Genomic DNA, 21,459 nt, shown 5'->3' on the forward strand with positions numbered 1-21,459 from the left:
ACTTCGAATTACAAAGTCCGGCCGTAGAATTGGGTCAGCTTTTCCATAGCAGAATTCACGTATTTCGGAACCCAGTAGGTCTCGATGTGAGTGGCCCCTTCAATCTTGAACAGTTCCTTGTCCTTAGTGCCGGTAGCTTTCGCGAACGCGTCCTCAGTCATGTACAGACTATCTGCCTTGCTACCCGCAATCATCAGCAACGGCTGATTAATCAGTTCGATTTGGTTGGTAGCGTCAAAGCTCATGAGGTCCAAAAGGCTGCTCAGCGTGAACCTTCCTTCGGAGTTGGGATGCGCATGGGTTTTGCCATAGTATTCAAAGCCCTGGCGATACATCTCAAACGGCAGCTTCGCGATTTGTTCGTCGGTCAGCTGAACGTCGTTGGCGTAGGGGACCTTGCCGCCAGCAGCTTCCTGGGCTCGAGCATTTGACGCCTGCTGCAGGCGCTCCTGGATGCTGGAGATTTGCGAATCCATGAAACCGTTACGGCGGACGCGTCCAGAATTGAACATGCTGAGAGTCGCGACTGTCTTGAATCTCTTGTCAGTCTGCGCTGCCTTCAGCGAATATCCGCCGCCGCCGCAGATGCCTAGGAGGCCGAGCCTAGTGGAATCAACGCCAGCATATTGAGTGATGAAGTCAGCCATGCCGTGGATGTCTTCCACACGATTTTGTGGTTTGTCCACGTAGCGCGGTTGTCCACCGCTTGCGCCCTGATATGCAGCATCTGCCGCAATGGTGATGTAACCTTGTTCGGCCAGGCGCTGTGCATAGAGACCGGCCACTTGCTCCTTCACGCCTCCGTTGGGATGCGCTACGACCACCGTCGGATACTTCTTCTTCGGGTCAAAGTTGGCAGGAGTGTAGACGTTCGCTGAAATATCCAGGCCGTTCAGCTTGTAGGTCACGGGGTGAATATTCACCTTACCAGGTACGTTCTCGGTAATGGCGCCGTCGTATACGAGCGTGAACGGATTCTTCCTGTAATCCGCGGCGTCCACCTGCGCACTGGCCCCAGCAATAACTGCCGCGACTGCCAGAGCTTTCAATGTTGTCTTTACCATTTTGAAATTCCTATCAGTTGATGCTCTAAGGGCGAAGTGCGCTTCACACTTCAAAAGGCGCTTCGCTCAATAGATAAGACTATTGTTAGCCTTCCTGGCGTGTCGGGCAGAAGGTGACTTCGTTCACATCCATATCTGCTGGTTGGTTAATGGCGAAAGCCACAGCGCGGGCGAACGACTCAGGGGCGATGGCGAAGTTCTCGTAGAACTTGCCGATGGCGCCGGCGACATCCGGCTCCGTCACGCTTTGTGGCAACTCGGTCGCAACTGCGCCTGGGGAAATGACAGTTGTGCGGAGGTCGTAAGGCTTCACTTCTTGGCGCAGGCCTTCCGAAATCATCAGCACTGCGCTCTTGGTGGCTGCATAAACGGCGCTACCAGGACGAACCTGGCGGCCCGCGACGGAGGAGACGTTGATGATGTGGCCACTCTTCTGAGCCTTCATGTACGGAAGTGCAGCCGCAATGCCGTAGAGGACACCCTTGATGTTGACGTCGATTGTCTGATTCCAGTCGGCGATTTTCAGACGCTCCAGGGGCGAGTGGGGCATCAGGCCGGCGTTGTTAATCATGACGTCAATGCGGCCAAACGCCTCCACCGCCTTGTCGACCAGTGCCTGCACTGCGTCAGAGTTAGTTACATCGGTAGCAACGGCAATCGCCTTGCCACCATTGGCCGTGATGTCTTTTGCAATTTGGTCAATTCGCTCAAAACGGCGCGCACCCAACGCGATGATGGCGCCTTTGCTGCCAAGTGGCGGGCGGTTGCTTCGCCCAAGCCGCTGCTTGCGCCGGTGATAACGACGACTTTGCCTTCAATATTGTTGCTTTGCTGCATGTTCATCTCAATGTCCCTTTCAAAGTGTTGACTGGAGTCGATGGAAGCAGTATAGATTGCTGTTTTTATTTCAACTATGGGGTGAAATATGCACGAGCTGATGAGGGAAATGCATCAATGAAAGTGGGATTGTCAGAGCTGACTGCTTTCACAGCTATCGCCGAACATAAGAGCTTTCGGACCGCTGCCTTGCGACTGGGGGTATCTCCGTCTGCGTTAAGTCACGCCCTTCGAGGGATGGAAGAGCGTTTGAATGTTCGCTTATTCAACCGTACCACCCGCTCCGTCGCTCTGACTGAGGCTGGAGAGCAGTTATTGAGGCGAGTGGCGCCGGCAATGGCAGATTTGGCTGATGCTATGGATGAAGTGGCCAGTGCCGTCAATAGACCTTCTGGAACAATCCGTATCAGTGCGGCGGAGGCCGGAGCCAGACCGCTGATACGCCACGTCCTTCCTGACTTTCTCGAAAAGTACCCTGACGTGCACATCGAGTTTGTTGTCGACACGCGATTCGTCGATATCGTGGCCGACGGCTATGACGCAGGAATTCGGGTGTTCGACGACGTACCGAAAGACATGATTGCCGTCAAGTTTGGGGCAGACATCAAATTCACCGCGGTAGCTTCTCCCGCCTATTTGGCCAAGTATGGAACGCCGGATATGCCAGAAGACCTGCTCAAGCATCGCTGTATTCGTTTTCGGTTCTCCAGCGGGACCCTGTACCGATGGAACCTGGAGCGCCGCGGAAAGAGTGTCAACATCGACGCAACTGGACCAATGACGCTCGGGAATACTAACTTGATGCTCGATGCCGCTTTGCAGGACATTGGTATTGCATGGCTCCCTGAATATCAAACGGCAGCCCATGTTGCGTCTGGTGCTCTGGTACCACTCCTGCAGAAATGGAGTCCAACGATGCCGGGATTGTGCTTCTATTACCCCGCAAATCGACACCCGCCAACAGCATTGAGACTGTTTACTCAAGCTATCAAGGACTGGGAGCGGGAGCGAACATAGTCACAAATTAGGACGCGGGAGAAAGTTTGAAATCTGGATGAGCAGAGCTCTAATCTTGCCTGGTGATTTACCGCTTATCGCGGCCAATTCAATTCGAATGGTAGCGTCACAGCTTAATGAGCATGTTGCGGTTGTACCTCACTGGCAAGGGCAAAAAGGCCATCCCGTTGGATTTCGACATGAATGTCTAAGCCAGCTTCGTCAGCTTTGCGGTGACGCAGGGGCGGCCTCGGTATTGGCGGAACGACGTAAAACGGGTGAAGTTCTGGATATGCAGCTGCAGGATGAGGGAATAGTGAGGGATATCGACACCGTCGGTGACCTCACTCGGGCTGAGATAAATCTGAGTTTGCGAGATACTTAGGTTTCGTTGAAGTGGAAGTCTCGATAAACTGCCTGGTCGCGACCTTGCTCTTTTGCAGTATAGAGCGCACCGTCGGCTGTTTCTATAAGTTCTCTTGGTGAGACCAGATGGCCAGGGTTACCAATTAGCGAAGCGATACCAACGCTTATTCGCACCTTCCCTACTGGGCTCTTGGAATGAGCCAAATCTAAGTTGCGTACGGCCGTCAACATCTGATTAGCTACTGCGATTCCGCCGTCCTGGCCTGCGGTCGGCAAAATTGCGACAAACTCTTCTCCACCGTATCGAGCAACAATATCGCTGGGTCGCTGAGTCACAGATTCTATTGCGCTTGCTACTTTTTGAAGGCAGGTATCGCCGGCCGCATGGCCGTATGTGTCGTTGTATTTCTTGAAGTGGTCTACATCAATCATTATCAAAATGAGCGAACCGCCAAGTCGATGGAATCGAGATAGCTCCGTTGATATTGCTTGGTCAAAATAGCGGCGGTTAAACACTCCTGTCAGGCCATCCCGCTGAGATTGCTCCTCGAGTGTTTGATACATCTTCTCAAGCTGTTGTTTGGCCTCAGTTGCTTCCGCTTGAGCCGCTTCTCTGAGGGAAACCTGCTTCACCATCTTGACCCCGACATAGGAGAGGATGAGTAAAAGAAGGGCTATGCCAATACCTCTTAGCCAAGTGCGCCGAGTCCAACGTTCCAGCATTTCTTGCTTGGACAATGCAACGGTGACAAAGAGTGGGTAGTTTTCGACATGTTGGAAGCTGCTAATTCGGACGACGTTGTCTTGGATTGAGCGAATTTCTACCGTGTTTGCAGCGGTCTTTGTAACGTATTGCTGGTAGAAGTGAGAGTTCGCAAGTGACTTTCCTATGGAGTCATCTAGCAGTGGTCGGCGATAGAGAATCGTACCGTCGCTAAGGCCAAAAAGAATGACGCCCATCTTGCCAATGTTGAATTTGGCGTAGAAGCGTTCAAGGAAGCCGATGTCTATGGTCCCCAGAAGAACGCCTCCAAATGAACCATCCATTTTGTCTATGCGACGGCTGATGGTCAGAAGCCATTGTCCAGTGGCCTTGCTTCGAATGGGACTGCCTATGTGCGGAATGCCAGAGCGGTGCTGCTGGTGATAAACGAAGTAGTCGCGCTCTTGATTCGTGATAGTGGTGTCGGACAACGGAAGGGAGGTGGCAATCGACCGTCCGGTTTCATCGTAGATATAGAGCCCAGCCAGTTGAGGCACGCTACTAACGTTCTCAACTAGGAACTGGTGAGTTCTTTCTAGTCCTTCCGGTGTATTGCCATCCTTGCGAAAATGCTCTCGTGCTGTCCGCAGGACGATGTCTACTTCGTCGAAGGTCTGATTGGCGTGCTGGCTCAACGCCAAGGCCATATTTGCGGTGGAGCGCCCTGATTCGAGGAGCTGTATCTCCCGGTCTTGCATTGACCCCCAAGCTTCCAGCAACACTATGACGACGCAAACGGCTACTACGAAGCCCTTGACGAATTTTGATGCTGCAGTAATGGACTGGGCAGTCATAATCTCTTGCTGTAAGAAAACCTGAAATCACTTCTTCTAAGCAACTTAACGTGCCGCCCTAAGCCAGCTTCAGCCAGGAGTAATTGCTACCTACGACGTTCGTTTTATGGCTCGGTTAGAACTGAATATTGATTGCCATCTTTGAACAGATTTTCAATCTTTATTGCTCGGTTAAACACCCTTTTTTCGTCTATTTGCGCCATATGGTCTAAACGGCTATTGTGTTGTGCTTCGCTAGTTGCCTTTGCCGCACAAGACATGGAAAATTCCGCCCGTTCAGAAAAATCAAGACAGCTCATTATCCAGGCAGCACTGACCGTCATAGCTCGCGACGGCGCCAATAAGCTGACGATTGATGCCATTGCCAAAGAGGCAGGCATAAGCAAAGGCGGGGTTTTACATCATTTCCGTACAAAGCAAGCGGTATTAATTGCGTTGCTTGATAACCAACGCACACATTTTTCCCAATTTGCGAGAGATTTCTTGGAAGGGGAGGGAAAAATGTCCTCTGAGCCAGCGCTGGCCATGCAGATTTCGGTCTTGCGGGAGGCATCGAAGCAGCCCCAATCGGTAGCTCTGGCAATCCTTGGTGCCGTCAGCGAACAGCCTTCCTTGGTTGACGGGCTAAAGAGTTCCGAAGCAGTTCAGGTCGCGGCCATAAGAAATGAGGCTGATGACCCTGACTTGGCGCTCCTCCGTTGGTCTGCCGCTCGCGGTCTGCTCTGGACCTCACTTTTCAATATGTGTCCCCTTTCCTCGGAAGAGCGCGAACGCTGCTTCGAGATGCTGCTTGACGAGTCACGCTGGCAACAAGCACCGCGGAAGAAATCCAAAGCGACAAAGGCCTGATTAATATCCAGTCAGAAGGGCGGTGACGCCGCTGCAACGACCTTCACTAAAGTTACAATAAAAACCGTCTGGACGGATTGTAAAATCTAATTTCGATGCTATAGTGCCTCTCATGCTATGGCCATGGCTCAAGCGTCAGTCTTATCGCGCATCTTGTAGATGTGTTGGTTAGGGCGGACTCGTCTCGGCACTCTAGGGTGACTTAATGTCGCCTTGCGGGCCTCGCTTGCCCCGATGGGCCGCCAGTCCGGAAATCACAAAGGAATACCAAATGAGTTCTTCCCTTAAGGTGAAGCGGCTTTGTGTTGTCTCGCTTATTTGCGCCACATTGACCGCATGTGCAAGCTCGGACCCCGTCAAATACACCGGAATTGATTCCTCCAACGCCTTAACGAAGAACACGAGCGATAGCAGCGGTCGTATTCCATATTCATATTCGCAAGCCGTAGATTGGAGCCGTTATGAGGTAGTCGCAGTGGCGCCAGTCACCATCTACGCCGGCGCCGATAACCAGTTTGGCAGCATGAGCGAGGAAGACAAGGCGACACTGGCGAGCTATATGCAGCAAAAATTCGCAGAGGCGCTGAGGAGCCGTTTCCGAGTTAGCAGTTCACCTAGTGGTAAGGCGCTGCTGGTAAGGCTGACCTTAACTGGCGCGGAGACGAATACAGCCTTCTTGTCGACCTTCACGAGATTTGATATTGGCGGAGGTCTATACAACGCAGTACAGAATGCACGCGACCGTGAGGCACTCATTGGGGGCTCTGTCATCTATTCCGTAGAAATTTACGATGCGCAGGACAATCGTCTGCTCAAGGCGTACATCACTAAGCAATATCCGAAGCCATGGGATATCGGAGCTAGCATGGGAGCGCTCAGTGCATCGAAAGCGGGTATCGATAAAGGTGCGAAGGCGTTGTTAGCCCAGCTGCGTTAGGAATCGCGTATTGATGTAGGAAATGACGGATGTGGCCGAGAGCATCGGCACGGGAGGCGCGCTGAGATGAGGGACGATATACGACTTCCGCTCGTATTTTCAGCACTGATATTGCTCATCTTCAGCAATATTTTTCCTATCGCTGAAGTGGCTAGCGCTGGAAACGTGGTTCAGGTCACATTTATCGAGTGCCTTCTTATGTCGCGCAGCGGGGGAGCTTCGTCATTCCGGTTTGTCATGGTTATAGCCACAATTTTGTATCCGCTTATCGAGATGCTTGCGATGGCGTTCGTATTGCTTCGGGGCCGGCCGCGCCAAACCAGAGAGAGATGTCGAATCATGCAAATCATGAATCGCTTCCGACCCTGGGCCATGATTCAGATTTACATGCTGGGAATGCTGATATCTCTAATCCACGTCAATTTAGTAGCAGCGGTTGTTCCCGGAATAGCGCTATTTTCCCTAGGACTGCTGATAGTTCTTCTGGGGGCTTTGTTAGCAAGTAATTCTAGTGACCTGTGGCGATAGGCATGAAAATATCATTCGCTATTTGGATGCAGCGCACCGTCTTGATTGCAGCATCATCAGCATTGTTGTTGACGGCATGTAATAGTGTTGCTACCACGCGTTACCACACGCTTAGCAACCATGATGGTCGAGCATCGAAGGTCGCCTCGTCTGTAACGAATCAAGATGGCGAAGCGATTGTCATCGAAGTTTTGCCCGTCCACACTGCGGATGCACTTGCTTCTGCTCAGTTAATGCTCCGTAGCCGCAATGGTGGAATGGAGTCATCCGCTGCTGATAGATGGACCACACCGCTTCCACAAGAACTTAGAACCGCAATCTCATTGGGACTTCAAGAGCGCTTGGGAGCGGTGGATTCATACGGTGTTCCTGGTGCGGAGAGGCTAAAAAGGCTCCAGGTATCTATCGCCTTGGCTAGGGCGGACGTCAGCACAAATGGATACTTCTCGGCCGTTGTGCAATGGACAGTTCGTGCCATGCCATCGGAAGAGGTACTCATAGGACGAACTAATATCAATCTCGACATTGCTGATGATGCTGATGGGCAGGTCATCGCGTTTCAAAGGCTATCAAACAGCGTAGTTGCAGACGTCGCTGTTGCCGTAAGAGCACTCTCTCTGTCCTTTCGGTGACGATTAGTTCGAGACAATCCCTCGAATGCGCAACTCTCTCATTAGGTCTTCCACTTCCTCTTTATATTAGCCGCCGCAATGGCCTTGGCGCCACTGCTCCTTCGTCATGCTGGACTCGCCACGATTTGGCTGGAGGAAGTTTGGGGTCTCGAAGCAATTGTTCACGAGGCGTTTCGCGCGGTCTGCTCCCATGTCGCCCAGCAGCTGTACACCTGGACGCATCTTGTGTTTTGCCCTCTGTTGTTCGAACAACGTATCGGCATCTATTCGAGCTTGCGCGGCTTGTTGTTTCGCAAGTTCCTCCCTTTCCTTCCTGGCCGCGGCTTTCGCAGCGCAGTCATCCAGAATAGGCTTGAGCTCCTCGCCGAAGCTAAAACTCGTATCAAGTGATAGCGACGCCATGATTTGGTCCTTGGGTTCAGTAAACCCAGAACATGAGTCCTTGAGTACCGTCTGGCGTTGAACCGTCTTGGAGAACTGGCGATTGGCCTTCACTTCTCCATTTTGCGTTCCGCATGCGAGATAACCAGAGTTGTCCCTGGGAGCGACTGCAGTCAGCTTTTCGCCGGTGCTCAAATATACGTAGCTAAGCCAGAATCCGTCCTGTTCTGACAGCCCGAACTGCGCATAATCGTTGGCCTTAAATGTGACGACCCTTGAAATCTTTCTGACGTTGACTAGCTGACGCACATAGTGGGCAGTTCTCGTAGAGGAGAACATAGCCTTATCAAGAGATTTCAGCTCAACAATCTTCACTCACATTGTCGCTGGTGCTTGTGCCCAATCTGGCTCTACTTTGAACTGGTATATCCTCGGTATATCTGAGTTCTGCCCATCCTCGGTCATTTTCACGTACACCTCAGTAGACACTTCGTTTGCATCAAAATACTGTGTCTGCCACTCCTGGGAATCGGCTTTCATTTCCACTTTTGCGGCCGATGCGGCGGCGCAGGTCAGGAGAAGGCCAAGGCCCAATGTCCATACTTTTTTCAGCATAGTTATCTCAGTTGTCGTTAATACAGGGGGAGACTCACTTCTCCGGGGATAGCTGGTCTTGTCCCTGTTTGGCTGGGACGGCCATAGATAGGTGGTCCACGAACTCTTTCACCTTCTGGTCATACTCAGCCACACGACGCAGACGTCCTAAAACCTGAGCTATCCACTTGGGTCGGTCCGCAGGTCTCATGGATGCCAGGTCTTCTGCGGTGATAATTCGCTTCTCGTAGATGAAGCCGCGATTACGCCATTGCTCAGCGAGCCGCAAGATAGGTTCGTCAGGAACGTCTGGGCAAATCTTGCGATTGAAGATGAAAGCCTGGCCGGCGATTTTGTCAGGCTCTGGTGGGTGTACGACCTCAACTTCGGAAACAACGGATGTCTCTGGCCAGTCCCGAACGTACGGAACCATGACGCCGATGTACTTGCATTTGCTTTCGGAGCGCCACCACTCTCGGTGTGTACTGATAACGTTCGCTACGTCGCGGATTTCATCCGTTTTCTGCACCACGTAGTCGCCGTCAGAGTAGAGCGTGACGCTGGAAAGCAACGTGGAGCTCAAAAACACCCTATTTAGGATGTTGAGCGCGTCGAGCATAACTTCCCCCGGGAATCGATTTTCTTTTGTTTGGTATTCAAGAAAACTCCATTTCTGCGATTTCCTGATGGAAAGTCTACGTTTTTCGTAGAGATTTAACAAGCGGGTTCTACGAATATCGTAGTATGTCAAAACGAATCCCATCAACCGTCTTCGGACTCCGTCTGCGGCAAGCTCGCCTGCAGGCAGACATCCCGCAAGACCGTTTGGGAGTGCTAATCGGATTAGATGAGATGACTGCTAGTGCGCGCATTAGCAGATACGAGACCGGTGTTCATGAGCCGCCATTTGAGGTGGCGCAGAAGATTGGTGCCGCGTTAGCGGTGCCGACAGCCTATTTTTACTGCGAAGACGATGGACTCGCAGAGATAGTTCTTTCTTGGGGCGCTTTAAAGAATGGAGACCGCGAGCGGGCGAAGGACCTCGTGCAAGAGCTCTCCGCTCGGAAGTGACATTCACCCTGGCCCGGCACGGCGCAAAGGTGTCCTGCCGCGCACCCACATATTTCAGCCCCCTAGGTAACTACCCCTTGTAGTGCCGGCTGTTAGCCAGCTACTTAGTAGCGTGCGCATTGCCCTCCGTTAGGCCGTTTTTGGACTAAAAGACTAATTATCTGTAATGAAGTCAAGAGATATTGCAATTTCTTGCCTAAGAATAATTACCAAAATTCCCGTGAAGCGGTAAAGTTCAGTTAAGTTACAAGCTCGACATTGGACTTCGACGTGGGGACGTCGACGCCATTTCCGTAAGGGGACCTTCGCTAATGACAGTGCACGTTGATGGGCATCAACCAAGGAAGCATTTCGACAGATTATTGGGGCGTCGGAACGTTGATGCACGAATAAAAAAATGCAGTGTTCACGAAGAGGGGTTACCTCCAGTTTCAGCTCATTTCTTGTATCCCGCTTTCAAAGCTGGGAAGCCGTCTGTCCCGGAACTCGTGAAATTGCTCATGAGGGAAATTACCGGATTCTGTGCGACGAAGCAGCAGCGCCGCCGTGCGCGTGAGAAAGACTGGCAAAGTGAATATGACTCTCGGGAAACAGAGGGCCTAGCGGACTGGGCAAAGGCTCTATTTATAAAGACAAAGGAGTCCAGTAGCCGCTCGGGAGAGGGCGGTGAGCTGTTGCTTTACGTTTTCATCGAGCATTATTTGAAGGCGCCATTGGTGCTGTCAAAAATGCGCCTTAAAACGTCACCTTCGATGCCGGTACATGGGGCAGATGGTGTCCACGCCATGTGGGATGAGACTGGTAAGAGACTTACTATGTATTTCGGCGAGTCCAAACTTCACGAGACGTTTTCCAGTGCAATGTCCGACGCAGCTGAGTCTATCGGTTGGCTGGCCAAGAATACCGATGGACGAATGGACAATGAGCTTCAGCTGACCACCGGCAACATCGATTTGGACGGTTTCCCTGAGGAACTACAGGAGTATCTTCTCCGCTATCTCCACCCCTATGACACCGATGAGGGTAATCGTCGAAGCGACAGATTTGCCATTCTGATTGGCTACGACTACGGCGCCTACTCCAAACTGGCGAAGACTACTTCGGAAGAAGCGGAAGAGCAATTTCAGGAGCTTTATCGGAAGAGCCTAAGCCAAAAGCTGCGTACGGCACAATCCCATTTGGAAAAGCACGAGATTTCGCTGGCTTCCGTTGATTTGTTTTTCCTTCCCCTTCCGGATGTGCAGTCTTTCCGTGACGAGTTTAATAGGGAGCTTCATGGGTAACTTCAATCTTGAATTGGCTCAACGTGTGGCTGGGAACCAGCAATTCCAGATTGCCTATGAGTTGTTGCAGAAAGAGAGCCTGGCGTCCCTATCAGGGCGAAATCCAGTCATTGACGCCGGAGAAAAGAACAAGCTATTACGCTCTGCGCTCATTCTCGCGCAGTCCGGAAGCAAAGAGTATTCGACGTTGTCGCAAGATATCGTGTATGCCCTCGCGACCATTTCTTTAGAAAGCAGTCAGCGAGCAGTTTGCGAACACATTCTGGCAATGCTAGGGAATTTCCCCGCAAGTGCCTTCCTGAAGGGAGACAACCTTGCGCACGGGTCGTTGCCATGGCAACTTCAGCTCAGTGAGCAGGTACGACGAGATGAGAATTACGTCTCGGTCCTAGGTAAAAAAATATTGCTCACCGATTTTCAGGCCGATGTATGGGATGAGCTAAAGAAGCAGCAATTTTTGAGCATCGCTGCGCCCACTTCGGCCGGCAAGTCCTTCCTGATTCAACTTTATTTGAAGGCCATGCTTGGCAAGTCGGACCGACTACTAGACATCGCCTATATTGTTCCGACTCGTTCCCTTATTCACGAAGTCCAGTCCTCCCTAACTAGAGCTTTTCAGGATTTTGAGTACGCACCAGTCATTAGCAGCGTGCCACGTTCTGATGAGAGACTGGCAGCGACTCAGTCACGCATATTCGTGTTTACCCAGGAGCGCCTAAGAACCGCTATGGACGAGACCGATTTGGCGCTAGATTGTGTCATAGTAGACGAGGCGCAGCAGATTGCCGACGGCTCGCGTGGGATGCTGCTGTTATCGTGTTTGGAAGATGTGCATCAGCGCGCGCCGGAGGCGCAAATCCTATTCATTACTCCGGGCTCTCGCAGCGGTGCATCTATTGGCGCACTTATGGGGTTGGGTGAGCTTCCCTCTGTGGAGACGGTTCTACGTCCTGTTCGCCAGAATCTTATCTATGTGAACTTCAAGACTGCAAAGAAAAAGCCATATCTGGAGCTAACTTTGCATCGAGATAACATGGTGCCACTTTCGCTGGAAAAGGTTGATTTAGAAGGTGAGGCCGTTTCAGGAGCTGGCAATCGCTTCTTAACGGCAGTCATGAATCTCGGTGACGAAGGGCAAAATCTTGTCTACGCGTCTGGAAAGGCTGCCGCTGAAAGTATGGCGGAGGCAATAGCGGAGGCGCTGAAGCGGCAGAACAAGGTCACTCCTCAAGCAGAATCTCTTGTTGAACTCTCGGACTTCGTTAAGCGACACGTACATCCTGAATATGCGTTGGTAGAGTGCATAAAGTCGGGCGTCGCATATCACTATGGCAGTATGCCGACCACACTCACGAAGGCAATCGAAGAGTATTTCTCCAGCGGGGCACTCAAATATTTGGTTTGCACCTCCACGTTGCTGCAAGGGGTGAACCTGCCGGCGCGAAACATTTTTATTCGTAATCCAAAGAAAGGAAAGGGCAAGCCGATGGGGCCAGAGGACTTCTGGAACCTGGCTGGTCGTGCAGGACGCCTCGCTAAAGACACGCACGGAAACGTGTTCTTAATCGAATATAAGCAATGGGAACGGCAGCCAGTGGAGGAGCCTAGGCAGAAGGAGGTTACGCCGTCATTGAGCAAGGCTTTTACGTCGTCGCATGTAGAGGTGATGGATTTCATCCGAGATGAAGAGCATGTGTCAGGTGTAAAGGAGACCAATTTCGCTGAGAGCGTATTTGCACGTCTGTTTATTGACGCTAAAGAAGGGCTGATGGAACAGACGATTGAGCGCGCCACGATGGGAGTTCCGTTGGAAAGCGCTGGTGCAATAAGAGACGCAGTCACGGAGCACTTGAATAAGGTCATGCTGCCATCGGACGTTCTCAAGAAGAACGCATCTGTATCGCCACTGCGGCAACAAGCAATGTTTGACGTGCTCTTCGCAGCGGTGAAAAGAGGTCGACTGCGCCAACTTGTGCCTCCTCATCCACTGCAGCCTAACAAAGCCAAAGAACAGTTGCAGTTTGTTATGGATTTGATTCACCGCCATCTGGAAGGGAAGGAAACCAAGCAACATCACTATTTTGGTTGGTTTGCGTTGAGCTGGATGCGCGGGCAGTCCTTGAGGGACATGATTGAATATCAAATCCGATACGCGAAAGAGAAGGCCGAACGAGATGGGGTCGCAGAACCGGAGCCAGGGAAGACAATTATCAAGGTGCTTGATGATGTCGAGACGATGCTGAGGTTTCATTACGTTCGCTACATCGGTTGCTACATCGACCTATTGAAATATGCCGTCGAATTGGTTTCTCCCGACCTTGAGTTCGAAGTGCCTCCCATTCCATTGTTTTTGGAGCTCGGAGCATGCAGCGGAACCATGATTGGCTGTATGGAGCTCGGGTTATCTCGCATTGCTGCCAGGGAGCTAACTGACCTGTTAGGTAGAAGCGACTTAGATGCTGTCGCTATTAAACGGAGATTGAGAAATTTGCGAGTGAAGAGTGCAGGGCTTTCGCCAATTATCATTAGTGAGATTAGGCGACTGGGCTTGGAAACAGCGTTGTAGTAGGGGACATCTCGGAATGGCCAGGGGGATTTATGTCGAAGCTGTACAAGTACATGAGCGCGGACTTGCAGGACCGCAGGACAAATTTGTGCGTGAAGACAACCCGATATCGCCTGCGAGGGAGCGTCGCAGGAGAGGCAACGGAATGAAGATTACTGTTTTTAAAAACATAGGTTTTTGCACAGTATAATCAAGGTTGTTCCGCGCCCGTCAGCGGTTTTTGCCTAGGGAAGAAGTTGATGAATAAGTTGCCGCCGCATATTCGAAATGCTTGCGTCGAGGACGCAGGGGAGATTGCTGCATTGTTGGCGCAACTTGGTTATGTCTCCTCTGTTGAGCAAGTGGAGGTGCGCATATCTGCTGTCCACAGTAGTTCCACTGACCTAGTTTTGGTCGCTGCAAGCGAAGACCATCTGGTGGGGTGCATAAGTCTGCATGTGATGCCAATGTTTCACACGATGGGCTTCCTCGGGCGCATCACTAGCATGGTGGTCAACGCCGGCTGCCGTGACCAAGGCATCGGAAGGGCGCTGATGAGCGCCGCTAGCGAATGGTTTGCAGAGAACGGATGTGTGAAGATTGAAGTGACCAGCGGCGACCAGCGAGAAGCTGCGCACCAGTTCTACGAAAATCTTGGTTTTGCTCGCGACGGGCAGAGATTTTCGAGGGCTCTCCCTTAGTAGGGCAAGTGGCTCTTTGGTGAGAATTATTGTCACAACGTCTGCGTAAAGTAATTCAGGTGAAAATATTTTCAGGCCCTAAACTTTAAAAAGTGCAGCTATTCCAAGACATCTTTTTTTAGGGTAATTCGTTGTGCCTGAATTCCGCTGAAAACCGCTTCCAGAGCAGCTCTAGCGACGTTGTGCTAGGCTTGTCACTAAGCGTTTGAGCGTCATGCCATTCGCTGATTTCGCCCTCTTTTCCGTTTGAAAAGATAAGACAGTGACCGCTTCATTGGTCGGGTGAAAACGGCAGCGATGAAGGGATAACCGGTTACTGTGGGGTAGCCGCGCATGATGCAAAGCTCTCCTAGTGACTCACTTGGGCCCCCAACACCAAATCTCAGAACGGCACTTCAGTTTCTCGGCTATTTGCGTGGTCGACAAAATAGATAATCTGCGGAGCGCACACGGCAACGAGCCTTGAGGATTTGGCCGTTGCTTCTTCGTGTGCAGTCAATTCAGCTTTAACGCATTAACTACCAAGGCCAGAGCGGGTGATTTCTGACGGCGATTTGCGAAGTAGAGGTGGTAGCCAGGGAAGCTGGGCCACCACTCTTCAAGCACTGATATCAAGGCGCCGGCGGATATGTGCGGCGCCACTAGGTCATGTGGGACGTAAGCTAGACCGATTCCATCTAAGGCCGCCTGAAGCATGAGGAACGTGTTGTTGAACACGGCCTGACCTTGCACCCGAACGTTAAGCTCCTGACCATCTCGCTCGAAATCCCATGCATAAAGACCTCCAAGGGTTGGAAGTCGCAGATTAATGCAACGGTGTTCAATCAACTCTCGTGGATGGGTGGGGTCTTTTCTATTTGCCATATAGGCTGGCGAGCCTACAACCGCCATCCGTAGCGGTGGAGCAATTGGGATAGCAACCATGTCCTTTTCGACGAGGTTGCCCGTCCGGACGCCTGCGTCGAAGTTCTGAGCGACGATGTTGACCAGGCCATAGTCAATACTGAACTCCACCTGCACGTCTGGATGTTCACGCAGCATGGGAAGGAGCTTCGGCCACAGCACTGTCGTGACTGCGTGGTCATGGGCGGTAATTCGAACAACCCCGGCGGGCTTATCTCGTAACTCCGTTAGGGCCTCGATTTCCTCCGCGATTTCGCTGAATCGAGGCGCCAATGTCGCCAATAGTCGTTCGCCGGCAGCCGTTGTCGATACGCTCCGTGTCGTTCTCGTCAATAGCCGAATCCCTAGGCTCGCCTCTAGCCCAAGCATTGCGTGACTCAAAGCAGAGCGGGAAATACCCAGCTGCGCCGCGGCGCGCGTAAAGCTTCGCTCGCGAGCAACCACGACGAATGCCTGCAAATCGTTCCAGTTTTCGGTCTTCATTGGTGAATTATATGCACAACTGCATCCCGATTTAGCCATCTATCGCACAAATATTTGAGCTCCTACAATCGTTTGGTCAACAGTAAATGGAGTTCAGAATGAAGATTTCCCGCAACGGCAGTAAGCCATCCGCGAAAGGGCCATCGGAGTATTTCACCGGTTCGGTCCGAATTGATAGCTTCTTTCAGGCTGAGGAGCCGGCGAGAAGTGGTGGCGCCATTGTGACCTTTGAACCTGGCGCGCGCACTGCGTGGCATAGCCATCCTCTCGGGCAGACGCTCATTGTGACCAATGGCGTTGGTTGGACACAATGCGAAGGCGGCTCTCGCACTGAGATTCGAGCTGGAGACGTGGTGTGGTGTCCGTGTCAGCGCAGGCACTGGCATGGCGCCACCGACAAGACTGCTATGTCGCACGTGGCGATTACTGAAATGCTCGACGGGAAGAACGTGGAGTGGATGGAACACGTAACCGACGAGGAATATCTGGCCGGACCAGTCGTAACAGATTAATTGGGCTAGCTCTGTCGTAAATACCTTCGTACTTACTCAACGACCAATTGGAGGGAGCTATGAACCGAATTTCGTGCACTTTGGTCAGTGTCCTATTGGCGCTGGCGGTAGTTAAGGCAAGCCAAGCATCAGAACCCGCGGGCCAACAGGTAACAGCAGCTGGAATGCAATCTTCGGCCGTAGGTCCTGCAGATTTCTTTACAGGACGAGTCCGAGTTGACCCTCTTTATTCTGCGAATCAGAACATCAATGCCTCGGGGGCATACGTCACCTTTGAGCCGGGTGCTCGTTCCGCATGGCACACGCATCCAGAGGGGCAGTATTTGGTCGTGGTCGCGGGCGTTGGTCGTACTCAAGAGTGGGGAAAGCCAGTGCAGGAAATCAAAGCTGGCGACGTTGTGTGGTGCCCGCCAGGAGTCAAGCACTGGCATGGAGCTGCATCCAACGTGGCTATGACGCACTTGGCAGTGACTGGTACGAAGGAAGGAAAAAACGTGCAATGGATGGAAAAGGTTAGCGATGAACAATACGCCTCCCGTTGAACGCATCCACCAAATTAAGCACTCCCTGCTTCGAAAGGCCAAGTTTCTCTTGCTAAGCCTGGTTCTTTCGCAGGTGCATATTGTCTACGCTCAAGAAGGAATGAAAATGGATGTTGAACAAGCACTATCGGCGAAGCAGCAGGCACTGATTCCAGTAGCAGCTTTTGCTGCTACTGGCGACCTGGTACGTTTGAACTCTGCACTCAGAAACGCTCTGGACACGGGGCTGACTATCAGCGAAACGAAAGAGACTCTTGTGCAGATGTATGCCTATGCTGGCTTCCCGCGTAGTCTCAATGCTCTGGGCGAGCTGATGAAGGTGGTGCAAGAGCGTAAGCAGCAAGGTTTCAATGATGCACAAGGCGAGGAGCCAGGTCCATCACCTACAGGAGATGAGCTACTTTCTGCCGGTACCGAGAATCAGACGAAGCTTTCCGGCGCCCCGGTGAAAGGGCCATTGTTCGATTTCGCACCGGCCATCGATTTCTATCTTAAGGCACACCTGTTCGGCGATATCTTCTCCCGTTCAAATTTGGATTGGCGTAGCCGCGAACTGGCTACAGTTGGTGCGTTGTCGGCGATGACCGGAACGGAGCCGCAACTAGCAGCACATATCCGTATTAGCATGAATGTGGGGCTGACCGTTCCTCAGCTTCAGCAAGCGGTCACTGTATTGCGGAAAGAGGTGGGCGAAGAGGCTGGTCGCCGTACTAGCGATGCAATCCAGCGCCAGCAAGCGCTAGGTAAGTAGCGAGGGGATGCGGTAGGAATGCCAATAGGCAACTTTACTTCGTAAGGTCAAGAAGAACTATGGGCTACTTGAAAAACGGTCTGGCCGACGAAACCGGTCAGGTCACTTCTACGAGGCCGTTGGCCTCACTCGCGATGGACAGCGGCTATCCAAAGCGCTGCCGCAAGCTGTCGTTGCGGTGGTGGCCGAAGGTTGATACCAGCGGCGTGCTATCGAAAGTCTGAAAAATATTTTTAGTACCAGCGTTTCAAAATGTTCTGCTATTCGCAGGTATATTATTTCAGGGCAAGATAGCGTAGGCAGAAACCGCAAAAAACCCGCTTCCATAGAGGATTTCGACGCGATACAATCCCTCTGTCACTAGACGTTTGAGCGCAATGCCACACGTTGATTGCGCCAACTCTTCGACTGAGAATGCATGGCCGTGACCGCTTCATTGGTCGGGTGAAAACGGCAGCGATGAGGGGATAACCGGTTACTGTGGGGAAGAGTTGAGAACACCGGTGCGCTGGCAAAGCTAGAGGCGCGACTCGAGACGTCTGGCGGAATCTTCGTTTTTAACGGATGACCGACGGCCCCATAGGGTTCTCGGAATATCCCTTAAAACAATAAAAACATATATAGCTATATTAAAGATATCTTTAATATGGAATCCCCCTCCTATATTTATTACTTCGCAATCATCAGGGTAGAACGGCATTTCGCTCTTTGATACTGAGCGCAGACACCCTCCCAATACCTCCCCGATTTTAGAAAGCGCTTTTTAGGTCGGCGTATTGCGCTTCGCGCTTTGCAGCCAGGGCGCCTGCGGCAGCCCAAGGTGCTCTTTAATAATGCGCGCGTACGAGGCGCTGTTTATGGGCGGTGCAGAACCCCCACATCGCCGGGGTATCGATTTAGGCCGCTAGGACGGTAGCGTCGTTTCTGGGGTATAACAATGATTGATGTTGTGCTTGGTGCTTCTTAGGGGGAGGGGAGCGTAGAAATACCTAAGCTTCTCCTAAGTTTAGATTCGCAAACTATTTCGCTTCCATCTTTAAGAGGTTGTTTGGACTATAGGTTTCTGCACTCGAACAGACTTATAGCCCAACCTTTTGGCACCAGCGAAATGCACATTCGACAACTGCGTCGACTCCGGTCAGGTAAGAGCTCATCCTCCCAGGTTTTCCATGGCCATCACAACGGATAAGACTATCGCGTGGTGGGTATTTTGGCTACGGCCGGCTGGAGCATGCGCGTACATGTTATTGCCGGTGCTGTGCGTGTATGCGAATACCACAATCCTGACACTTTTCCGGACTGGGGGGCTCTCCGGGTTGCCGGTTTAGTAGTCGCGTGCGAATTGATTGCTAAGCTACCAGCTAGATGATTCCAGTAGGTAGAACATGAGTAGATAGGTCTGGAAAGGAAAAAAGACCACTACATCAGGCAATGTAGTGGCCAACCTCGCTCTGACTGCGGCTTAGAACTTGGTAGTCAGGCCCAACTTAACCAACCTCGGGGCCCCCGGCGTGATGTTGTTGTCTCCGTTGGCGTTCGTCCAGTATTTCTTATCGGTGATGTTTTCCACATTGAGCTGAATCTGAGTGTCCTTGTTCAGCACGAAGTAGACGGCACCGTCATAACGCGTGTAGCTAGGTAGCTTCACCAGATTGCTGGTGGAAGCGTACTGGTCAGCCACGTGGATAATGCCAAGCGCTGCTCCCCACTGAGGAGTGAAGTCGTAACGGTTCCACAGTGAGAACGTCTGTTTGGGAACCATGGCTGCCACGGCGCCATTCTGAGCGGTGCCTGATGTGGTTGCTGTCAGCTTGGAGTCTTGGTAAGCATAGCCACCCTTGATGCTCCACTGACTGGTGATATACCCGTTCAAACCGAATTCGATACCATCAGTCTTTTGACCATCGGTCAGTTGGTCCGCAATACCGGTCAGTGGATTGGTAACCGCCACATTGGTGCGTTTCAGACGATACAGAGCGACAGTCCCAAGAAGGTCCGGACGAATTTCCCATTTAGCGCCAACTTCATAGTTGGTGAACTTTTCTGGCTTCAGCCCCTGGTTGACGTTGCTCAGGCTGCTCAGCTGGTCTCCTCCTCGTGGGAAGTAGGCCACGCTGTAGTTGGCATACAGCGAAATCGCTTCAATTGGCTTGAACACAAATCCCAAGCGTGGTGAAACCAAGTTGTCCGAGCTGGAAAGGTCGCCGCCGGCGATGACCGCACGGTTGCGGTTGTGATAATCCAACGTGAAACGGTCGAATCGTACGCCGCCAATAATCTGGAATTGCTTGGACAATTCCATTTGGTCCTGGATGTAGAGGCCGAAGAGGTTCGCATTGCTGGTTGCATCGCGGTCGGCTGTGCTCGCACCAAGGATGTAGCTAACAGGCAGGTTGGCCGAAGGATTCGCCAGGTTCACGTTGGTGGTGGTGCTACCGTTTGCGAAGATGCCAGTGGTACGGAAGTAATCCGTGTTTTGCTGGCCGATTTCCATGCCGACGAGCATACGGTGCTTGATGTCGCCAGTCTGCAGGTCGAAATTCAGGTCCGTCTGATTGAAAAGATTACGGCGCCACTGGTGGTTGTTGTACGCAGTGATGGGAACGGCGCCAGTGGTCAGATTGACTGCGCCGGCATTGTAGTTCTGGTAGAACTTGTCATATGCCATGAAACGAGTCTGGTTGGTCAGCTTTGCACCGCCACCAAAGTTATGGCTGATGATGGCGCTGAAACTGTCGGTTTTCAGCGACACCGGACGACGGTCGGCGCGTGGGTCACCGAAAAAAGTAGAAAAATCGGTGTCGTACGGAACGCCACGCAGCGATGGAACGCCACGGTCAGCTACGCGGTCATCTTGATAATGCTCGTAGCCCAACGTGATGAGCGTGTCGGGGCTAGCCTTGATGCTTACGGTTGGGTTGATACCGAAGCGTTCCAGGTTGAAGTTCTTTTGGTAACCGTCCGAGTTTTCGTACATGGCCGCGACACGCACTGCGACATCGTCATTCAGGGCATGGTCGATGTCGGCTGTAACTCGGCGGTTGTTATAAGAGCCGTAGGTAACGCTCAATTCCTTGTTATTGGACCAATCAGCCTTCTTGGTGACGCGGTTGATGACGCCACCGGAGCCACCACGGCCGAAAATCATTGCGTTTGGTCCGGTCAGAGCTTCAACGCGGTCGGCGTTGTACAGGTCGCGATAATACTCGACGTCATCACGAATGCCATCGATGTAGAAGTCACCAGACGATGCATTGTTGCCGCGAATAATGGGGCTATCACGGTTACCTTCGCCGTTCGCCATTCCGATGCCCGGAACGTAGCGAATGGCGTCTGCCATGCTTTGCATAGCCTGGTCACGGATGGTATCGCGTGTGACCACCGACACGGTCTGTGGGATATCTCGGATGGGAGTGTCGGACTTGGTTGCGGTGGTCGTGCTATGGGCCACATAGCCTACAACGGCATCGCGTTGGCCAACGACGGCCACTTGCGGTAGCGAATTGGAGTCGGTGGCTGCGTCGCTAGCTACACGTGCGAGCCCGTAGCCACTGCCGCTTTGAGTAACCGTCAGTCCGCTTCCGCTCAAGAGCTTGTCGAAGCCGCTCTGTACGGAATAGCTGCCCTGCAAGCCCGCGCTAGTCTTGCCAGCAGTCAGATTGCTATCGACCGACAGCAGAATGCCGGATTCGGTAGCGAATCGGCTGATGACGCTGCTCAAAGAAGCAGCTGGGATGTTGTACGAACGGACATTAGCACCAGCCGGCTCAGCTGCTCGTAGCGGCGATGCTGCGGTCATCAGGGCAGCGACCGGCAGAGCGGAAAACGCTACGTGAATTGCTATGGCCAGGCGCTTTGCCTTGAGCTGGCGGCTCAATCGGCCGGTGAGTTGTGCTGACATGGTGTCCCTTTCGTGTTCGAGGAGTT

20 protein-coding genes and 1 pseudogene are annotated in these 21,459 nt (G+C 52.3%); 13 read left to right on the top strand and 8 right to left on the bottom strand.

Annotated elements, in window-relative coordinates; translation table 11 throughout:
- Window positions 1-8 precede the first annotated feature (8 nt).
- Window positions 9-1,064 carry an alpha/beta hydrolase gene (locus BGK68_RS07650; protein ID WP_075256599.1) on the bottom strand — a complete coding sequence of 352 codons (1,056 nt, stop codon included), beginning with the start codon at window positions 1,062-1,064 and terminating at the stop codon, window positions 9-11.
- Between the two features lie 85 nt (window positions 1,065-1,149).
- Window positions 1,150-1,907, bottom strand: a pseudogene (locus BGK68_RS07655) (SDR family oxidoreductase).
- Between the two features lie 111 nt (window positions 1,908-2,018).
- Between BGK68_RS07655 and BGK68_RS07660 the strand changes: the two are divergent.
- Window positions 2,019-2,918 (top strand): LysR family transcriptional regulator, encoded by a 900-nt coding sequence (locus BGK68_RS07660; RefSeq protein ID WP_075256600.1) that lies wholly within the window; start codon window positions 2,019-2,021, stop codon window positions 2,916-2,918.
- A gap of 37 nt (window positions 2,919-2,955) precedes the next feature.
- Entirely contained in the window at window positions 2,956-3,282 is a 327-nt protein-coding gene (locus BGK68_RS28645) for a nucleotidyltransferase family protein (protein WP_075256601.1), read from the top strand.
- Here the strand turns inward: BGK68_RS28645 and BGK68_RS07670 are convergent.
- Window positions 3,279-4,820, bottom strand: a complete 1,542-nt coding sequence (locus BGK68_RS07670; RefSeq protein WP_075256602.1) for a sensor domain-containing diguanylate cyclase — start codon at window positions 4,818-4,820, stop codon at window positions 3,279-3,281. The two genes, BGK68_RS28645 and BGK68_RS07670, sit on opposite strands and share 4 nt — an antisense overlap.
- A gap of 258 nt (window positions 4,821-5,078) precedes the next feature.
- Here BGK68_RS07670 and BGK68_RS07675 point away from each other — a divergent pair, with 258 nt between their 5' ends.
- From BGK68_RS07675 to BGK68_RS07690, 4 genes are all read left to right on the top strand, one after another.
- Window positions 5,079-5,669: a TetR/AcrR family transcriptional regulator gene (locus BGK68_RS07675; protein ID WP_075256603.1), complete on the top strand. Its 591-nt coding sequence runs from the start codon at window positions 5,079-5,081 to the stop codon at window positions 5,667-5,669.
- Between the two features lie 271 nt (window positions 5,670-5,940).
- Window positions 5,941-6,606: a DUF3313 domain-containing protein gene (locus BGK68_RS07680; RefSeq protein ID WP_075256604.1), complete on the top strand. Its 666-nt coding sequence runs from the start codon at window positions 5,941-5,943 to the stop codon at window positions 6,604-6,606.
- A 66-nt stretch (window positions 6,607-6,672) separates the two neighbouring features.
- Window positions 6,673-7,134 (top strand): paraquat-inducible protein A, encoded by a 462-nt coding sequence (locus BGK68_RS28650; protein WP_075256605.1) that lies wholly within the window; start codon window positions 6,673-6,675, stop codon window positions 7,132-7,134.
- Window positions 7,135-7,136: 2 nt separating this feature from the next.
- Window positions 7,137-7,766, top strand: coding sequence for a PqiC family protein (locus BGK68_RS07690; RefSeq protein ID WP_075256606.1), 630 nt, complete (start codon window positions 7,137-7,139; stop codon window positions 7,764-7,766).
- A gap of 66 nt (window positions 7,767-7,832) precedes the next feature.
- Here the strand turns inward: BGK68_RS07690 and BGK68_RS07695 are convergent, their stop codons facing one another.
- Genes BGK68_RS07695 through BGK68_RS07705 form a run of 3 tightly spaced genes read right to left on the bottom strand, consistent with a single transcriptional unit; the run spans window position 7,833 to window position 9,504 of the window.
- Window positions 7,833-8,522, bottom strand: a complete 690-nt coding sequence (locus BGK68_RS07695) for a hypothetical protein (RefSeq protein ID WP_143432969.1) — start codon at window positions 8,520-8,522, stop codon at window positions 7,833-7,835.
- On the bottom strand, window positions 8,523-8,762 hold the full coding sequence (locus BGK68_RS07700) for a hypothetical protein (protein WP_075256608.1): 240 nt from the start codon (window positions 8,760-8,762) through the stop codon (window positions 8,523-8,525).
- A gap of 34 nt (window positions 8,763-8,796) precedes the next feature.
- Window positions 8,797-9,504 carry a hypothetical protein gene (locus BGK68_RS07705; RefSeq protein ID WP_143432970.1) on the bottom strand — a complete coding sequence of 236 codons (708 nt, stop codon included), beginning with the start codon at window positions 9,502-9,504 and terminating at the stop codon, window positions 8,797-8,799.
- Between BGK68_RS07705 and BGK68_RS07710 the strand changes: the two genes are divergently transcribed.
- The 4 genes from BGK68_RS07710 (at window position 9,486) to BGK68_RS07725 (ending at window position 14,341) form a co-directional block, all read left to right on the top strand.
- Window positions 9,486-9,812 carry a helix-turn-helix domain-containing protein gene (locus tag BGK68_RS07710; protein WP_075256610.1) on the top strand — a complete coding sequence of 109 codons (327 nt, stop codon included), beginning with the start codon at window positions 9,486-9,488 and terminating at the stop codon, window positions 9,810-9,812. The two genes, BGK68_RS07705 and BGK68_RS07710, sit on opposite strands and share 19 nt — an antisense overlap.
- Before the next feature lie 311 nt (window positions 9,813-10,123).
- Window positions 10,124-11,095, top strand: coding sequence for a HamA C-terminal domain-containing protein (locus BGK68_RS07715; protein ID WP_075256611.1), 972 nt, complete (start codon window positions 10,124-10,126; stop codon window positions 11,093-11,095).
- Window positions 11,088-13,661, top strand: a complete 2,574-nt coding sequence (locus tag BGK68_RS07720) for a DEAD/DEAH box helicase (protein ID WP_075256612.1) — start codon at window positions 11,088-11,090, stop codon at window positions 13,659-13,661. The genes BGK68_RS07715 and BGK68_RS07720 overlap by 8 nt, the downstream gene beginning before the upstream one ends.
- A 239-nt stretch (window positions 13,662-13,900) precedes the next feature.
- Window positions 13,901-14,341: a GNAT family N-acetyltransferase gene (locus tag BGK68_RS07725; protein ID WP_075256613.1), complete on the top strand. Its 441-nt coding sequence runs from the start codon at window positions 13,901-13,903 to the stop codon at window positions 14,339-14,341.
- 495 nt (window positions 14,342-14,836) lie between these two features.
- On the opposite strand, the gene BGK68_RS07730 is transcribed toward BGK68_RS07725, so the two are convergent.
- Window positions 14,837-15,727, bottom strand: coding sequence for a LysR family transcriptional regulator (locus BGK68_RS07730; protein ID WP_075256614.1), 891 nt, complete (start codon window positions 15,725-15,727; stop codon window positions 14,837-14,839).
- Window positions 15,728-15,825: 98 nt separating this feature from the next.
- Between BGK68_RS07730 and BGK68_RS07735 the strand changes: the two genes are divergently transcribed.
- The 3 genes from BGK68_RS07735 to BGK68_RS07745 all read left to right on the top strand — a co-directional run bounded on the left by BGK68_RS07735 (window position 15,826) and on the right by BGK68_RS07745 (window position 17,532).
- A complete protein-coding gene (locus BGK68_RS07735) occupies window positions 15,826-16,239 on the top strand; it encodes a (R)-mandelonitrile lyase (protein ID WP_075256615.1) in 414 nt (137 codons plus the stop codon).
- Between the two features lie 59 nt (window positions 16,240-16,298).
- Entirely contained in the window at window positions 16,299-16,781 is a 483-nt protein-coding gene (locus BGK68_RS07740) for a (R)-mandelonitrile lyase (RefSeq protein ID WP_083657754.1), read from the top strand.
- 100 nt (window positions 16,782-16,881) lie between these two features.
- Window positions 16,882-17,532, top strand: coding sequence for a carboxymuconolactone decarboxylase family protein (locus BGK68_RS07745; protein ID WP_075259721.1), 651 nt, complete (start codon window positions 16,882-16,884; stop codon window positions 17,530-17,532).
- Window positions 17,533-18,994: 1,462 nt separating this feature from the next.
- Here BGK68_RS07745 and BGK68_RS07750 read toward each other — a convergent pair.
- On the bottom strand, window positions 18,995-21,433 hold the full coding sequence (locus tag BGK68_RS07750; RefSeq protein ID WP_158035422.1) for a TonB-dependent siderophore receptor: 2,439 nt from the start codon (window positions 21,431-21,433) through the stop codon (window positions 18,995-18,997).
- Between the last annotated feature and the right edge of the window lie 26 nt (window positions 21,434-21,459).

This window comes from Herbaspirillum camelliae, from assembly GCF_001929405.1.
Taxonomy (GTDB): domain Bacteria; phylum Pseudomonadota; class Gammaproteobacteria; order Burkholderiales; family Burkholderiaceae_D; genus Herbaspirillum; species Herbaspirillum seropedicae.

Coding starts and splice junctions, on each gene's coding strand:
- BGK68_RS07730 (WP_075256614.1), bottom strand. CDS start 15,727: ATGAAGACCGAAAACTGGAACGATTTGCAGGCATTCGTCGTGGTTGCT.
- BGK68_RS07710 (WP_075256610.1), top strand. CDS start 9,486: ATGTCAAAACGAATCCCATCAACCGTCTTCGGACTCCGTCTGCGGCAA.
- BGK68_RS07650 (WP_075256599.1), bottom strand. CDS start 1,064: ATGGTAAAGACAACATTGAAAGCTCTGGCAGTCGCGGCAGTTATTGCT.
- BGK68_RS07700 (WP_075256608.1), bottom strand. CDS start 8,762: ATGCTGAAAAAAGTATGGACATTGGGCCTTGGCCTTCTCCTGACCTGC.
- BGK68_RS07670 (WP_075256602.1), bottom strand. CDS start 4,820: ATGACTGCCCAGTCCATTACTGCAGCATCAAAATTCGTCAAGGGCTTC.
- BGK68_RS07705 (WP_143432970.1), bottom strand. CDS start 9,504: ATGGGATTCGTTTTGACATACTACGATATTCGTAGAACCCGCTTGTTA.
- BGK68_RS07715 (WP_075256611.1), top strand. CDS start 10,124: ATGACAGTGCACGTTGATGGGCATCAACCAAGGAAGCATTTCGACAGA.
- BGK68_RS07750 (WP_158035422.1), bottom strand. CDS start 21,433: ATGTCAGCACAACTCACCGGCCGATTGAGCCGCCAGCTCAAGGCAAAG.
- BGK68_RS07725 (WP_075256613.1), top strand. CDS start 13,901: ATGAATAAGTTGCCGCCGCATATTCGAAATGCTTGCGTCGAGGACGCA.
- BGK68_RS07720 (WP_075256612.1), top strand. CDS start 11,088: ATGGGTAACTTCAATCTTGAATTGGCTCAACGTGTGGCTGGGAACCAG.
- BGK68_RS28645 (WP_075256601.1), top strand. CDS start 2,956: ATGAGCAGAGCTCTAATCTTGCCTGGTGATTTACCGCTTATCGCGGCC.
- BGK68_RS07740 (WP_083657754.1), top strand. CDS start 16,299: ATGAACCGAATTTCGTGCACTTTGGTCAGTGTCCTATTGGCGCTGGCG.
- BGK68_RS07690 (WP_075256606.1), top strand. CDS start 7,137: ATGAAAATATCATTCGCTATTTGGATGCAGCGCACCGTCTTGATTGCA.
- BGK68_RS07660 (WP_075256600.1), top strand. CDS start 2,019: ATGAAAGTGGGATTGTCAGAGCTGACTGCTTTCACAGCTATCGCCGAA.
- BGK68_RS07745 (WP_075259721.1), top strand. CDS start 16,882: ATGAAAATGGATGTTGAACAAGCACTATCGGCGAAGCAGCAGGCACTG.
- BGK68_RS07735 (WP_075256615.1), top strand. CDS start 15,826: ATGAAGATTTCCCGCAACGGCAGTAAGCCATCCGCGAAAGGGCCATCG.
- BGK68_RS28650 (WP_075256605.1), top strand. CDS start 6,673: ATGAGGGACGATATACGACTTCCGCTCGTATTTTCAGCACTGATATTG.
- BGK68_RS07680 (WP_075256604.1), top strand. CDS start 5,941: ATGAGTTCTTCCCTTAAGGTGAAGCGGCTTTGTGTTGTCTCGCTTATT.
- BGK68_RS07675 (WP_075256603.1), top strand. CDS start 5,079: ATGGAAAATTCCGCCCGTTCAGAAAAATCAAGACAGCTCATTATCCAG.